Source organism: Flavobacterium sp. UBA5153 (assembly GCA_002413745.1).
GTDB lineage: Bacteria > Bacteroidota > Bacteroidia > Flavobacteriales > Flavobacteriaceae > Flavobacterium.
Genome location: DHXP01000003.1, coordinates 88,275 through 104,102, shown reverse-complemented (window position 1 = coordinate 104,102; position 15,828 = coordinate 88,275). Strand labels below are relative to the sequence as shown.

Genomic DNA, 15,828 nt, shown 5'->3' with positions numbered 1-15,828 from the left:
TTTTTGGAATTCTTTTATTTTTAATAATTACACCCAACGGGTTTTAAATAAAAAGTAAAGATGATTTTTGTATTACTATTTACTCAATTCTGCTAATCGCATAAATTCTTCGGCTTTTTCCACCATATTATGGCTTCCGCAGAAAAAAGGAACTCTTTCGTGTAATTCTGTGGGCAAAATTTCCATTATTCTGGCAAACCCATCCGATGCTTTTCCTCCCGCTTGTTCCGTTATAAATGCCATTGGATTGCATTCATAAAGTAACCGCAACTTTCCTTTGGGAGCTTTTGTGCTGGTAGGATACAAATAAATTCCTCCTTTTATCATATTTCGGTGAATGTCAGAAACTAAACTTCCTATGTAGCGCGAAGTATAAGGCCTATCTTCTTCTTCAAGCTGGCAATATTTTAAATAATTTTTTACGCCTTGCGGAAAATGTACATAATTTCCTTCATTGATGGAGTAAATAGTTCCATCAACCGAAAATTTCATTTTTGGATGCGACAAATAAAATGTCCCAATGGCGGGATTTAACGTAAATCCGTTTACACCGTGTCCTGTTGTGTAAACCAGCATTGTCGATGTGCCATAAATAACATATCCTGCTGCAACCTGATTGATCCCAGGTTGCAAAAAATCATCTAATGTAACTGGAGTTCCTATCGGACTTATTCGTCTATACACCGAAAAAATAGTGCCCACAGAAACATTTACGTCAATGTTTGACGAACCGTCGAGCGGATCCATTAAAACGACGTATTTATTGTTATGTCCACGGTCGTTCCCTGCCACGGTTATAAAATCATCATTTTCTTCGGAAGCAATGCCGCAAACAATTTCACGATTGATTAAGGTTTGAATAAAAACTTCATTGGCATATACATCCAATTTTTGTTGGTCTTCGCCTTGTATGTTTTGTTCGCCAGCGGCACCAACAATATCTACCAATCCTGCTTTATTCACTTTATAATTCACCACCTTGGCTGCCAATCGAATCGAGTTGATGATTCGTGATAATTCGCCTGACGAATATTGAAAAGCATTTTGGTTTTCGATGATAAACTCACCTAAAGTCTTGTTGTGTTCTTCCATTACGAAATCGTTGTAGTTGTTTTCAAGTCACAAATATCGTGTTTTTTGTGAAAATGATTTGATTATTATTTAGTTCGTTTATCAGAATTGTATATTTGCCATTTAAAGTATTAAATTACATCCTCAAAAGGCTGGTTTTTATTGCCAATGAGCAATTATAAATAAAAGATTATGACTATTAGAAAAGGAAATCCAGAAGATATGGAAGCCGTTTTAGGGCTTATCCAGGAATTGGCTGCTTTTGAGAAAGAGCCGGAGGCCGTTCTTATAACTGTTGACGATCTAATTCGTGATGGTTTTGGTACAGTTCCTTTATTTTATGTTTTTGTTGCCGAGGTTGAATCAGACCCGAGTCCCGCCCAACAGCGGGACGAACAGGCGAAGCAAATTGTGGGAATTGCTTTGTATTATTATCGCTATTCAACTTGGAAAGGAAAAACGATTCATCTCGAAGATTTAGTGGTGAAAGACAAAATGCGAGGCACAGGTTTGGGTTATGCCTTGTATTCTGAAATTATCAAACAAGGAAAAAGAGACAATGTTCGAAGAATTGAATGGAACGTATTAGATTGGAATACGCCCGCAATTGATTTCTATAAAAAATCAGGCGCAAAAGTTCTTGACGATTGGAAAGTAGCACAAATGGACGAAGCAGGAATTAACAATTTCGTGGACAATAGATTAAAATAAATAGAGTGAAAATAAATAAGTTTCTGATTTCATACTAACAATCTGAAATCTGAAATCTGAAATCTGAATTTTAAATGAGAGTATTCAAATTTGGTGGCGCTTCCGTGAAAGACGCCGAAGGAATTAAAAACGTATATGACGTTTTACAAAAAGTGGGTTATGAAGATGTATTGTTGGTGGTTTCCGCAATGGGAAAAACCACGAATGCCCTTGAACTGGTCATAAAAAACTATTTCGACAAATCGGCCGAATTACAATCATCCGTTCAAGAAGTAAAAAAATACCACAATCAAATCCTGTTGGATTTATTCGAAGATGACAAAAACGAAGTTTTTGCCGCAGTAAATTCACAGTTTTCTGATTTAGAATATTTCTTGGCAAACAACAAATCGCCCAATTACAATTTTGTCTATGACCAAATCGTGAGTTATGGCGAACTGATTTCGACCACAATTCTGAGTCATTTCATGAATTTTATGGGAATCAAAACTCAATGGCTCGATGTGCGAAACTTCATAAAAACCAATTCGAATTATAGAGATGCCGAAGTAGATTGGGAATTAACCCAAAAAAATATTTCAAAAAACGTAAAACAAAAATCACTGAATATCACTCAAGGATTCTTGGGTTCTGACGAAAATAATTTCACCACCACTTTGGGTCGTGAAGGCTCGGATTATACCGCCGCTATTTTTGCCTATTGCTTGAATGCTGAAAGTGTAACCATTTGGAAAGACGTTCCTGGGGTGATGAATGCCGATCCAAGGTATTTTGAAAATGCCCGTTTATTAAACCAGATTTCCTATCGTGAAGCCATCGAATTAGCATTTTACGGAGCCACGGTTATTCACCCAAAAACCTTGCAGCCTCTACAAAAAAAGGAAATTCCATTGTATGTAAAATCGTTCATAAACCCAATGTTACCCGGAACACGCGTTGCTAAAGGTGCCGATTTAGAACCTCATTTACCTTGTTACATCGTGAAGAAAAACCAACTGTTGATTTCGCTTTCCTCCATAGATTTCTCCTTTATTATGGAAGAAAACATTAGCGAAATTTTTGCTTTGTTTCACCAATTTAAACTAAAAGTAAACTTAATCCAGAATTCTGCCATTAGCTTTTCGGTATGTGTTGAGGATAAATTTGGAAATTTCAAGGATTTGAATGCTATTTTGTCCAAGAAATTCAAGGTTGACTATGACGAAAATGTTACCTTATATACCATTCGTCACTTCGACGAAAAAGCAGCACAAACCGTTGAGGAAAACAAAACTGTAATTCTAAAACAAGTAAGCCGCGAGACAATGCAAATTGTTACTAAGGAAAGTTAGATATAGCATAAATTGCAAATAATTTTACCGCAGATTCTCAGATTTTATAATCTGTGAATCTGCGGTAATTTTTTTAATCTTGAGGCAAAATATAAGTTCTAGCCCTTGATTTTTACCCAGCCGGTTGATTTTAAGTTAAAAATTCCCTCATTACAATTTCCCAATTATAAATGCTACTTTTGATTCTTTCGAGAGATACTCTTTATGCTAAAAAAAGTGTTGTTTTTGTTGGCAATGATATGTTTTTCTGGACTCCAAGCCCAAGAAACCAATTCGCTGTACAAAACAAAAAAATTGCTTGTTTCCCGCGACACCATTCACCTCGAAAATGTTAGTCTCAACTCGAGTTTTTTTAAATTGCTTGACGCCAATGACAAGCCTATTGACACCACTTTCTACGAAATAAATTTTCAAAAAGGAACATTGGTTTTAAACGAAAAATTTCCTTTAAGTTCAGATTCCATAACGGCACATTACCTGAAACTTCCCGAAGTTCTAACCAAAGAATACCGCATTTATGATGCCAGCCGGGTGGTGAGCAACGAAGTAACTTCGGAAAATTTATATAAAATTAAAGAAAATCCCCAGAAAAAAAACATCCCTTTTGACGGACTGAATACTTCCGGAAGCATCACACGCGGACTTACCATCGGAAACAATCAAAACACGGTTTTAAACTCGAATCTGGATTTGCAAATCACGGGGAAACTATCCGAAAAAGTGAGTTTGCGTGCTTCGTTGCAGGATAGCAACATTCCGATGCAAGATGGCGGTTATTCGCAAAAACTGGATCAATTTGACAACGTGTTTATGGAACTTTTTAGCGACAAATGGAATATCCGAGCGGGTGATATTTTTCTTGAAAACAAGAAAACCCAATTCCTGAATTTCAACAAAAAAGTGCAAGGAATCGCGGCCAATTTCGACTTTGGAACCGAAGACAACAAAACGAATGTTTTCGCTTCGGCGGCATTGGTAAAAGGACAATATGCCAAAAGTAATTTTGTTGGTCAAGAAGGCAATCAAGGACCTTATAAATTAAAGGGACAAAACGGAGAATTATATGTACTTGTGATTTCTGGTTCAGAACGGGTTTATGTCAACGGAATTCTTTTAAAACGAGGAGAAAACAATGATTATACCATTGATTACAATGCGGGTGAAATCGTGTTTACGCCTCTTTTTACCATTACTTCCGAAATGCGAATCGCCATAGAATACCAATATTCTGACAGAAATTACACCCGGTTTGTTACCTATGCCGGTGTCACTCACGAAAACAAAAAATGGAGGTTTGGTAGTTATTTGTATTCCGAAAACGATTTGAAAAACCAGCCTTTACAGCAAAATCTTTCGACGGAACAAGCCCATATTTTAGCCAATGCAGGAGATAATCCTGATCTAATGGTGGCACCATCAACTTATGCGGATTCCTATTCTGACAATAAAATATTGTATAAAAAAAACTTGGTAAACGCCGCTGAAATTTTCGAATATTCGAATAATCCCCAAGACATTTTATACAACGTCCGGTTTAGTTTGGTTGGGAATAATAAGGGAAATTATATTTTGAAAAATGCGGCCGCAATTGGCAGAATTTATGAATATATCGAGCCGATAAACGCTGTTTTGCAGGGAAATTACGAACCCATTATCCAATTAGTTGCTCCTACAAAGGTTCAAGTGGCCACTTTTTTAGGAAAATACAAACCCACCGAAAAAACAGCAGTTGATTTTGAAATAGGCATAAGCAACAATGACAAAAATCTTTTTTCCTCGACAGATGATGCCAATAATCAAGGATTGGCCGCGAAAATAAATGCAAAACAAAGGCTGTTTTCAAAAAAATGGAATGTTGACGCTTTTGCCAATTATCAGTTTGTACAGAAAAATTTCAGGTCTGTTGAGCGTCTTTACAGCATTGAATTCGACAGGGATTGGAATCTTGGGACAACTGCCATCGGAAATCAAAGTTATTGGGTCTCGGGATTGAATTTGGCTTTACCAGAAAAAGGAATTTTGACCTATCAATTTGAAAAGCTGGATTTTTCCGAGAGCTTTTCTGGAAATCGGCATATTTTGAACGGTATATTTAAATTGAAAAATTGGACTGTCCAAAACCAGGGAAGTTTCTTAAAAAGTGACGCCACCGTTTCAACTTCAAAATTCTTAAGAAATCAATCCCAAATACGATTTCATTTCAATAAAAACTGGATCGGAACCAGCCTGCGATTAGAAGACAACCAAGAAAAAAACAAATCGACGAATCAATTTTCTGCTTTGAGCCAACGTTTTTCCGAGTATGGTTTTTTTACAGGTCGCGGCGACAGCACCAAGGTTTTTGTGGAATTAGGCTATTTAAAAAGAACGAATGATAGTTTGCAATCCCGAAGTGTCGGGAGGATAATTCAACGTGTAAATAATTCTCAAACATTCATTTTGAAATCGAAATTAATCCAAACAAACAAAAGTGATTTGTCTTTTTATGTGAATTACAGGGTTTTGACTTTTGCTGATGCATCAAAGAAAAAGGAACCTTCGTTGAATTCAAGAATCGTGTACAATGACCGTTTTTTCAATCAATTAATCCAAAGCACAACTGCTTTTGAGACTAATTCCGGATCCATTCCGCAACAGGAATTTACCTATCTGGAAGTTCCAGCCGGACAGGGCGTTTATACTTGGAATGACTACAACAGCAATGGAATTCAGGAATTACAGGAATTTGAAGTTGCTCCATTTATCGATCAGGCAAAATATATTAGAGTGTTCTTGCCCAACCGAATTTACATAAAAACGCATCAAAACAAGTTTTCCCAATCGATAACCCTAAACCCGAATCAATGGCAAAACGAGGGAGGTATTAAAAGAACACTGTCGCATTTTTATAATCAAACTTCCTTTATAATTGATCGGAAAATAAAAAACGAAGGGAGCAATTTTGACTTAAATCCTTTTAGTAATTCCAATGAAAATGTATTGGGATTGAATTCCAGTTTCAGGAACAGTTTGTTTTTTAATCGAGGCAAACAAAACCATTCGATTACCTATTCATATATACAGAATCAGAATAAAAATCTACTTTCCATTGGATCCCAGGAAGCCAAAAACAGTTCTCATCAATTGCAATATTCTCATTTATACAAGAAAAGTTGGCTCTTTGGGGTTTTTACCAAAACAATAAATACTTCTATTTTATCCGAAAATTATCACGAAAAAAATTATAAAATAAAAGGCTATCAACTGGCACCAAAAATCAGTTATTTATTTTCTAAAAACACCAGTTGGGATTTATTTTTTGAGTTGCAAAACAAGGAAAATCAAATTGGGAATTCAGAAACCTTATTACAAAATCGTTTGGGAACTTCCTTTACGTATGCGGGTAATAACAAATTGACAATGAATGGCGAAATTTCCTTTTACCAAAATAAATTCACTGGGAATGAATTTTCTTCCGTTGGATTTCAAATGCTCGAAGGATTACAGTCGGGGCAAAACCTGACTTGGAGATTGCTTTTGCAAAAAAACTTGACACAATTTCTGGACATAAACCTGAATTATCAAGGTCGAAAAAGTGAATCCAGTCAAACCATCCATACAGGAAGCATTCAGTTGAGAGCTTATTTTTAAAGAATATCCCTCAACAAAATGAAAAAATAAGGCAAAACAAATCCTTAATTTCGTTCCCAACAGATTTTAAACACAATCTTGAACTATCCCATTGGAGAAATAACTTAATGGTATCGTAATACTTTGAAAATATGAAATGCTGTTGTTTTTTATATCTTTCACATTTAAAAGGACATAAACACCTATTTCAATAAATGAATTCAGATACTGCCAATAAAACTATTTTGATTGCTCCCTTAAATTGGGGTTTGGGTCACGCTACGCGTTGTATTCCCATTATTAATGCATTGCAGGAAAATAATTATATCCCGATTATAGCTTCCGATGGCGTTGCGCTTGAATTATTGCGAAAAGAGTTTCCGTATATAAAAACACTCGAATTGCCTTCATACCAAATAGAATATGCCAAGAATGGCAAAAATTTTAAATGGAAATTATTGAAAAGTTGTCCAAAAATGATTGAAGCGGTTTTGAACGAGAAAAAAATGGTCAAAAAATGGATCAAGAAATACGGTATCGACGGAATTATTTCCGACAATCGACTGGGGGTTTTTAGCAAAAAGGCACCCTCGGTATTTATTACCCATCAATTAAACGTGATGACGGGAAACACCACTTGGATTACCAGCAAACTGCATCAACAGATCATAAAAAAATATGAGCAATGTTGGATTCCTGATTTTGAAGAAACTCCAAATTTGACTGGCAAACTAGGCCATATAAAAAAGGCAGATTTAGAACTAAAATACATTGGCCCGTTGAGCCGAATAAAAAAAAAGGAAACACCAAAACAGTTTGATTTAATGATTATTCTCTCGGGACCAGAACCTCAACGGGGACTACTGGAAGAAAAATTAAAGAGAGAAGTTCTGAAATATGACGGAAAGGTTGTTTTTATAAAAGGAATTATAGAAAAAGCTCAAAAAAAGGAGCAAATAGAAAATGTTACCTATTATAACTTTATGAATACCAGGCAACTTGAACAAACCTTCAACGAAAGTGATACAGTGTTATGCCGTTCTGGTTACACAACGATTATGGACTTGGCAAAACTAGGCAAAAAAGCCTTTTTTATTCCAACTCCAGGTCAATATGAACAAGAATATTTAGCCGAAAAATTAAAAAGAGAAGGATTGGTTCCTTATGCAAAACAAGACGATTTCAGAATGGAAAATATTTTGGAAATTCAAAACTATAAAGGATTGCCTCAATTTGACACCACATTTGATTGGAAGGAATTATTTGAAGTATTTGAAAAATAATACCATTGGTTAATATGTTTTAGTCCAATCGTTCTGGTATAATGCCGCTGTATATTTCATTTAGTTCAATTTTTATTGGACTAATTTGAAATAACTAGCGGTATAAACGCAGGCATTCTCCCATGAAAAACCGAATTGAATCAATTAATTGGTATAATTTATATTACTCCACGAACTTCCCAAAAACAAGAAAGGTACCCGCTTTAATTAGTGGGTACCTTTTTGCTTGCTAACAGGATAAATATGGGGATGTAATAAATAATTATGACTTTTTATCTATTCGTAATTCATCTAATCCTTGATTTTATATTTTTACTTTAATATTACTTTCCCGTCGTAGGTCACAGTTTTCAATATATCTTGTGCCATTTTTAAGACTTTTTCTGGCAGTGGGGCATATTTTAATTCCTTTGCAATATTTTGAGCTTGCGGTTGCAACATCCAATCTATAAGTTTCAAGTTTGCTTGTGCTTGTTCAAATGTACGACCATTGTAATTTTGCTCTTTATAAAGAATGATCCAAGTGAAACCACTGATTGGGTAAGCTTGTGGATCAGAAGAGTTGGTTTCCATTACTCTAGTGTCGGCAGGCATTTCACCTTGACCGGCAGCGCTTACGGCTTCAATTGTAGGAGCGATGAAATTACCGGCTTTATTTTGAATCAATGCAAAAGAAATTTTTTGGGCAAATGCATAATCAGAACCAATGTATCCGATTGACCCAGCAGTCGCACTGATGGTTCCGGCTACACCAGGATTTCCTTTAGCACCCATACCCGTTGGCCATTTTAGAGATTTCCCTGTACCGATTTTATCATTCCATTCTTTGCTGATTTTACTCATATAATCACTGAATATAGCAGTTGTTCCACTTCCGTCAGAACGGTATACCACTGTGATAGCTAAATCAGGAAAGTTTACATCAGAATTCGATTTTTTAAGTTCAGGATCGTTCCATTTAGTGATTTTTCCCATAAAAATTTTGGAAAGCAACTCAGGAGTTAACTTGATTGATTCAAGACTAGGTAAGTTATAGGCGATATCCACAGCGCCACTGCAAGTAGGAATGTGAACTGTGGCAGCTTTCATTTCGGTCATTTCAGCGTCAGATAAAAAAGCATCACTACCACAAAAATCAACTACTTTGTCTTTTAGGCTACGGATACCGGCACCAGACCCAGTTAAACCATAAGAAATCGACACTCCTGCTTCATTCAAGTATTTACTGAAAGCTGTTTTGTAAAAAGGCCCGGCAAAGGTAGAACCAGCTGAAGTAAGGCTTATTGTTGAAGCTTCCACAGTGTTGTTGTTTGTGGAGTCAGTACTCTTGTTGTTTTTACAAGACATCGCTCCAACTGCAAGGACTGCTAAGAATAATAACTTTTTCATTTTTTATTGTTTTTAAATTAAAAATTGATTTTATTAAAATTAAGGTTTTTATTCTTAACTTTTTGTGCAGGCTAAGTTAGCAGGTCCACTTTATGTCGGACATCCTTTCCTACAGAGGCAAAAATAGAGGCTTCTGCAATATGGATGGCATGGTCTGCCATGCGTTCTATGCTGGAAATGATGTTTCTTGTCTCTGAATAATCGACAAGGATCTTATGACTTTCTTCGGCCAAGATCGAATTACGTGCAATATGGCGGTTCAATTTGTCTACCACAATATCATTTTGAATCACCCAAATGGCTGCTTCTTTCTCGTTGTTTATAAATGAAAGTGTGGCTTTTGAAACCATTTCAAAGGCTAAATCCGACATTTTGTTAATGTCTTCCAAATTCAATAAAAGAAGTCGGCTGTCATTCAGTTTCAGTACAGAATTCATTGTTTTAATGACTAGGTCTCCTATCCGTTCAAGGCTAATAATCATCCGGTAACAAGCCATCAGGTGTCTGAGTTCCGAAGCCACTGGGCCATAAAGCACCATGGCATTTATGATTCTGTCGCTGATCTTCAGCTCAAAAGCATCTAACTTCTTTTCATTCTTCCTCAATTGTTGTAATGTTTCAGAAGGAATTCCCTTATCTTTAGAGGCAATTACTTTTTGAAGGAGTTCCATTTGTTTCAGAGTGAGTTTTGATGCTTTATCAAATTCACTCAGTATTTTTTCAATTGCCTTGTCTTTTGTAGCACTCATAATTATTTTTTTAAAAAATACAAATCAGCCAAATTTACCCATTAAGTACTCTTCGGTTCTTTTATCCGATGGGTTGGTGAACATGTCTTTTGTTTTTCCGTATTCAACCAATTCTCCCAAATACATAAACATGGAATAGTCCGACAAACGAGCGGCCTGGGCCATATTGTGTGTTACCAAAACAATGGAGTAATCCTTTTTCAATTTTACCAGCAGTTCCTCGATTTTTGAGGTTGCCACAGGATCTAAAGCCGAAGTGGGTTCATCGAGCAGAATCACATCCGGTTTAAGGGCTAGGGCTCGGGCGATACAAAGCCGTTGTTGCTGCCCGCCGGACAAGAAATTACCTCTTTTATGCAGAGAGTCTTTTACTTCAGTCCAAAGGGCCACGTCTTTTAAGGATTTTTCAACAATTTCGTCTCTTTGGGATTTCTTTAGACGGATGCCATTGAGCTTATAACCTGCAATGACATTTTCATATATACTCATGCTTGGGAAAGGGTTTGGACTTTGAAAAACCATTCCTATTTTTCGTCTTAATTCAATTGCCGAAATCTTGTAAATATCTTCATCGTTCAGGAATATTTTTCCCTTAGTAGAAATGTGAGGATATAGTTCGTGCATCCTGTTAAACGCCCTAAGTAAAGTACTTTTTCCGCAACCCGAAGGGCCCATAATGGCAGTAATATGATTTTTCTTAATATCAGCACTTACATTGGATACCGCGTATTTATTCGTATCGTAGGATACGTAAAGATTCTGAACTCTAAGAACGGGTTTTTTTATTTCTATAATGGATGTGGACATATTTGCTTATTTTCTTTTTGAAGTAATTCGTTTTGATATTAAATTAAGAACTAGAACCAAAGCTACCAAAAATAATGATGAGCTCCAAATCAGGTCAACCATATTGGGATCGTTATAAAACTGCCAGATGAGTAGAGGTACTGCATCAACAGGTTTATTTAGATTAAAACTTAAAGAAGGATTTCCCAATGCGGTCATCATCAGAGGGGCAGTTTCGCCTATTACCCTCGAAAGGGCAAGAAGAATACCTGTTGAAAGCCCGCTTAAACCTGTGGGTATTAATACCCTTAAAATAATTTTGTGATAAGGAACCCCTAATGCCAGACCGGCTTCTTTAATGGAAACAGGAATCATTTTGAAAGTTTCTTCTGTAGAACGGATAATCAGTGGTAGCATCATAATGGAGAGCGAAACACTTCCCGCTAAGGCTGAAAATCCATGGGTAATGTGTTTTACCACCCAGATATACGAAATAACACCTAAAACAATAGAAGGGGCTCCCTGAAGAATATCTGAAACATCGCGGACGATGTTGGCATAACGTTTATTCCCATTTTCATATAAAAAAATTCCAATTAAAAGTCCTAAGGGGATGGCAATAATGCTGGCTACAGTAACCATGATTAGCGTTCCCCCGATACCATTGAGGATTCCTCCGGGAATAACATTTCCGCTATTGATTGCGGTCATGGCATCCCAAGAGTCGGGAGCCACTTTAGTGAAAAAATCGAAATTGATTTGTCTAATTCCTTTACGGATGAGTTGGTAAAGAATGAGGAGAATAGGGGTCGTAGCAATAACGGCAAAAATAATAACCAAAACCTGAAAGAGTTTATTTTTTATAACTCTTTCGCTTTCCTTTCCTTTTGAGGATGATGTATCCAATTTTAGTAGTTTCAACATGGTTTATGCAAATTTCTTTATAATGAGTTTACCAATTCCGTTGATAAGTCCTGTGACAACAAACAAAAGGAGTCCAATGGCAATTAAGGCACTTAGTTTTAAACCATCTGCTTCACCAAATTGATTGGCAATAACACTGGCCATAGTGTTACCCAAACTAAATATTCCGGTTGGAATAAGGTTAGAATTTCCAATCAGCATAGTTACCGCCATAGTTTCTCCAAGGGCACGCCCCAAAGCCAAAATGTAACTCGCAATAATACCTGATCGGGCTGCTGGAATCGTAACGTTAAAAACCACCTCCATACGTGTTGCCCCTAGTGAATAGGCTGCTTCTTTAAGATGATTGGGAACTAACGAGATAATTTCAGTGCTAATGGAAGTGGCGTATGGAATAATCATAATGGCCAAGATGATACTGGAGGTAAATATACCAAACCCCTGGGCTTCATTTCCCATACTAATAAGCAATGGGCGTAAATAGTAAAATCCCCAAAGTCCGTAAACAATAGATGGAATTCCAGCCAGTAAATCGATCATTGTTCCAATAATTTTCGCAACGATAGTTCCTTTGTAATATTCCCCAATAAACAAAGATGTTGAAAAGGCAAAAGGAATACAAATAAGTAAAGCGAGTACAGAAGTAATGACTGTACCCACTATAAAGGGAAGTGCTCCATATTCTTCTCTGCCTTCCGTTGGATCCCATTTGCCGGAAAAAATAAACTGAAATCCAAACTTTTCAAAAACAGGAATGGCCCCACTAACTAAAGTGAGAACCATTCCGCTTACTAGCAGGATTAAAGTGAGGGATGCAATAAATAATATGTTTTTAGTTATTTTTTCACTATTCATCTAATGTCCTTAATGTTAATAATTTAATGTTTTATTTTAAGAGTACTTTCCCTTTGTAAGTTACAGTTCTCAATATACCTTTTGCCATTTTCACAACTTTTGCAGGTAGTGGAGCATAATTTAATTGTTTTGCCATTGCCTGAACTTCTGGGTTTAACATCCAATCAATAAGTTTCAAGGTAGCTTGAGCTTGTTCGAATGTACGACCATTGTAATCTTGATTTTTATAAAGAATAATCCAAGTAAAACCACTGATAGGATATGCTTTAGGAGCAGAAGAGTTAGTTTCCATTACTCTAGTATCAGCAGGAATTTCACTTTTACCGGCAGCACTTACGGCTTCGATTGTAGGAGCGATGAAATTACCGGCTTTGTTTTGAATAGATGCGAAAGAAATATCTCTAATTTCTGCATATTCAGAACCAATGTATCCAATTGAACCAGAAGTTGAACCAATAATTCCAGCAACACCAGGATTACCTTTAGCACCCATACCTACTGGCCATTTTAAAGATTTTCCAGCACCAATTTTATCACTCCATTCTTTGCTGATTTTACTCATATAATCACTGAATATTGCAGTTGTTCCACTACCATCAGAACGATAAACCACTGTTATGGCTAAATCAGGGAATTTTACACCAGCATTAATTTTTTTAAGTTCTGGATTATTCCAATTGGTAACTTGTCCCATAAAAATTTTAGTAAGCAAAGCAGGAGTCAATTTAATTGATTTAACTCCAGGGATGTTAAAAGCAACATCTACAGCGCCACTACAAGTAGGAATATGCACTACAGGAGACATTTCTTTCATTTCAGCATCAGATAAAAAGGCATCACTACCACAAAAATCTACTACTTTATCTTTTAGGCTGCGAATTCCAGCACCTGATCCAGTTAAACCATAAGAAACAGTAACTCCTGTTTTACTTAAGTATTTACTGAATGCCGCTTTGTAAATAGGTCCAGCAAAGGTAGAACCAGCAGCAGAAAGGCTGATACCATCAACTTCGATAGAAGTGTTGTTTTTGTTAGCATTGGCAGTTTTAGGAGGATTAACAATGTTGGCGTTATTAAAAGACATAAGTCCAATAGATATAGCCCCAAAAAATAATAACTTTTTCATTTTAGATTGTTTTAAATTTGAATTAGATTTCATTAAAAATTTATTTTATTTCTTTTTACTTAAAAAACCTGAATAATCAACGTTTGGTTCCGATTATAAGTGTTTCTTATTTTCAATGGCAAAAGAACATCAATTATTCCACTCTGATGTTAAGTTAATATTATCTAATCATTAATCTATTAAAATTAGGTTATCATTGTTCCCTTTGTCATCATTTGTCATTGATAATCAATGAGATAAAAAGCATAAATTAAAATGGTTTTGTATAATTCTATTTAATTGCAGTTCTCAATTTGAGGTTAGAGTTGCTGGTCAAACGAATAACCTGAACTCGATTAATAATGTTTGATGAAAAATTAGCAAAAAATGACAAAAGTCAGTGTGTTTTTTAACATGTTGAATTACAAATAATTAACTAAATTTTTACCTTGTGATTTGCTTTGATAAAATTACTGATATTTTTTGTATTGTTGATGAATTTTGTGCAAATTTTGATAAAACTAACCAACCTTTTCTTATGGGTAAACCATCAAAACGACCACCAACAATGTCGAAGGCGGAAGTAATTACCATTTATTTATTATTTCACTTAAGTGATTTCCGTTATTTTAAACACTTTTATATCTTTTATGTGCAAAAACATACATAAAAGGATTTTTCAAATACAGTATCTTACAATTGATTTTTAGAGCAAATGAAAAGCGTGCTTTTGCCAATGACAATTTTTGCAAAAACCTATCGTTTGGATAGTTGTACTTGTGTTTCATTTGTCGACTCAACTCCAATTAGAGTATGTAAAAACAAAAGAATTAGTAGAAACAAGGTTTTTAGAAACGTCGCAACCGTTGGAAAATCAACTATGGGTTGGTTTCACGGTTCTCAACTGTGTCCGCAAACGAGAGTTATAAAAACAAATAAAAGCAATTGAAATGAAAAACGAATTTGATTTACAGAATGAAATTAAACTGTTTCTGGAAGATGATAGAGCATTTAAGAAAGTCACTCCTTCGTATTGTTTTTTAGAATCCTATGCCCCAAAACTACTGGACTTAATAAAAATAAAAATCATTAGACCCTGAAGTTTAGGAATTGCTTTACTCCGTTGAAAGGCAAATAGATTTATTTGGAGTTGACCTTTTGAGGGAATTAAAACATGATTATGATAAAGGAAATAAAATATATCGTAATAAATGGATTGGGCTAAAACAAAATATTGACAATCTAAAAGACAGTTTATTGAAAATTTGGAAATAGAAAAATACAAATATTTAAAAATTCAAAGCGAATTAATAAGATAAAACTAAACCAAGCGAATTTACAATCTGTATGCACAAACATTAACCTTGAAAACAAAAAACCACAACAAAATTCGTTGCGCCATTTTAAAAATAATTCACTATATTTGAGGTGGTTATTGCTATGAATACTTCTTTTTATTAATCAAAATATCTTCAAAATGGAAAATAAAAAATTCACTGTCACGGATGATTTGGTGGCTTCACGGGAGCAACGTTTGCTGAATTTCATCCTCGATTTTTTGATTGTATATGTCATTTGGATCAGCATTGGAACGACAGTTATTATCATAGGTGAAATAACAGGTATTTATGCATTATCTAATTGGGCTGAATCTACAACAACTTACGAAAAATTATTTTTTTGGCTTGTAATACTATTTTTTTACTACTTTTTGACTGAAATGTATTTTTCAAGAACTTTCGCCAAATATTTTTCAAAAACAATCGTGGTTACAAAAGACGGTTCAAAACCCGGTTTCAATGCCGTCATGAAACGAACCTTAAGTCGTTTTATTCCTTTTGAATGTCTAACTTTTTTGGGAACTAACGTCAGAGGATTGCACGATTTATTTTCTAATACTTATGTCGTGCGAAAACACGATTTCAATAAAAAAAAGGGTGTTGTTTTATTTCCTTGACGGAATTTGAAACAATAAAGATTTAAAAAATTAATCCTTAGTAAATCACTCAATTTAC

At 35.3% G+C, this 15,828-nt stretch carries 13 protein-coding genes and 1 pseudogene; 7 read left to right on the top strand and 7 right to left on the bottom strand.

The window, feature by feature from the left end; all coding sequences use genetic code 11:
• Nucleotides 1-75: 75 nt before the first annotated feature.
• Nucleotides 76-1,092, bottom strand: coding sequence for a class 1 fructose-bisphosphatase (fbp, locus tag B2145_RS00860; RefSeq protein WP_291097167.1), 1,017 nt, complete (start codon nt 1,090-1,092; stop codon nt 76-78).
• A 171-nt stretch (nt 1,093-1,263) separates the two neighbouring features.
• On the opposite strand from fbp, the gene B2145_RS00855 reads away from it, so the two are divergent.
• The 4 genes from B2145_RS00855 (at nt 1,264) to B2145_RS00840 (ending at nt 8,005) form a co-directional block, all read left to right on the top strand.
• The gene (locus tag B2145_RS00855; RefSeq protein WP_291097165.1) at nt 1,264-1,782 is read left to right on the top strand and encodes a GNAT family N-acetyltransferase; all 519 of its coding nucleotides are present in this window, start codon (nt 1,264-1,266) and stop codon (nt 1,780-1,782) included.
• A 74-nt stretch (nt 1,783-1,856) separates the two neighbouring features.
• The gene (locus B2145_RS00850) at nt 1,857-3,113 is read left to right on the top strand and encodes an aspartate kinase (RefSeq protein WP_291097163.1); all 1,257 of its coding nucleotides are present in this window, start codon (nt 1,857-1,859) and stop codon (nt 3,111-3,113) included.
• A 204-nt stretch (nt 3,114-3,317) separates the two neighbouring features.
• Complete coding sequence (locus tag B2145_RS00845; RefSeq protein ID WP_291097161.1) at nt 3,318-6,743, top strand: hypothetical protein; 3,426 nt, start codon at nt 3,318-3,320, stop codon at nt 6,741-6,743.
• Nucleotides 6,744-6,937: 194 nt separating this feature from the next.
• The gene (locus tag B2145_RS00840) at nt 6,938-8,005 is read left to right on the top strand and encodes a glycosyltransferase (RefSeq protein WP_291097159.1); all 1,068 of its coding nucleotides are present in this window, start codon (nt 6,938-6,940) and stop codon (nt 8,003-8,005) included.
• Between the two features lie 312 nt (nt 8,006-8,317).
• On the opposite strand, the gene pstS (B2145_RS00835) is transcribed toward B2145_RS00840, so the two are convergent.
• The 6 genes from pstS (B2145_RS00835) to pstS (B2145_RS00810) form a co-directional block, all read right to left on the bottom strand.
• Nucleotides 8,318-9,394, bottom strand: coding sequence for a phosphate ABC transporter substrate-binding protein PstS (gene pstS / locus B2145_RS00835; RefSeq protein WP_291097157.1), 1,077 nt, complete (start codon nt 9,392-9,394; stop codon nt 8,318-8,320).
• Between the two features lie 71 nt (nt 9,395-9,465).
• Nucleotides 9,466-10,143 (bottom strand): phosphate signaling complex PhoU family protein, encoded by a 678-nt coding sequence (locus B2145_RS00830; RefSeq protein WP_291097155.1) that lies wholly within the window; start codon nt 10,141-10,143, stop codon nt 9,466-9,468.
• A 24-nt stretch (nt 10,144-10,167) separates the two neighbouring features.
• Nucleotides 10,168-10,950: a phosphate ABC transporter ATP-binding protein PstB gene (gene pstB, locus B2145_RS00825; protein ID WP_291097153.1), complete on the bottom strand. Its 783-nt coding sequence runs from the start codon at nt 10,948-10,950 to the stop codon at nt 10,168-10,170.
• Nucleotides 10,951-10,956: 6 nt separating this feature from the next.
• Nucleotides 10,957-11,853: a phosphate ABC transporter permease PstA gene (gene pstA, locus B2145_RS00820; protein WP_291097151.1), complete on the bottom strand. Its 897-nt coding sequence runs from the start codon at nt 11,851-11,853 to the stop codon at nt 10,957-10,959.
• A 3-nt stretch (nt 11,854-11,856) separates the two neighbouring features.
• A complete protein-coding gene (gene pstC, locus B2145_RS00815; RefSeq protein WP_291097149.1) occupies nt 11,857-12,708 on the bottom strand; it encodes a phosphate ABC transporter permease subunit PstC in 852 nt (283 codons plus the stop codon).
• 31 nt (nt 12,709-12,739) lie between these two features.
• Nucleotides 12,740-13,867, bottom strand: a complete 1,128-nt coding sequence (gene pstS, locus B2145_RS00810; RefSeq protein WP_291097147.1) for a phosphate ABC transporter substrate-binding protein PstS — start codon at nt 13,865-13,867, stop codon at nt 12,740-12,742.
• Nucleotides 13,868-14,264: 397 nt separating this feature from the next.
• On the opposite strand from pstS (B2145_RS00810), the pseudogene B2145_RS17750 reads away from it, so the two are divergent.
• The 3 genes and pseudogenes from B2145_RS17750 to B2145_RS00790 all read left to right on the top strand — a co-directional run.
• Nucleotides 14,265-14,720 (top strand): annotated as a pseudogene (locus B2145_RS17750) (transposase); the annotation flags it as partial.
• A 43-nt stretch (nt 14,721-14,763) separates the two neighbouring features.
• On the top strand, nt 14,764-14,913 hold the full coding sequence (locus tag B2145_RS00795; protein ID WP_291097141.1) for a hypothetical protein: 150 nt from the start codon (nt 14,764-14,766) through the stop codon (nt 14,911-14,913).
• Nucleotides 14,914-15,290: 377 nt separating this feature from the next.
• Nucleotides 15,291-15,770, top strand: coding sequence for an RDD family protein (locus B2145_RS00790; protein ID WP_291097139.1), 480 nt, complete (start codon nt 15,291-15,293; stop codon nt 15,768-15,770).
• Nucleotides 15,771-15,828 lie beyond the last annotated feature (58 nt).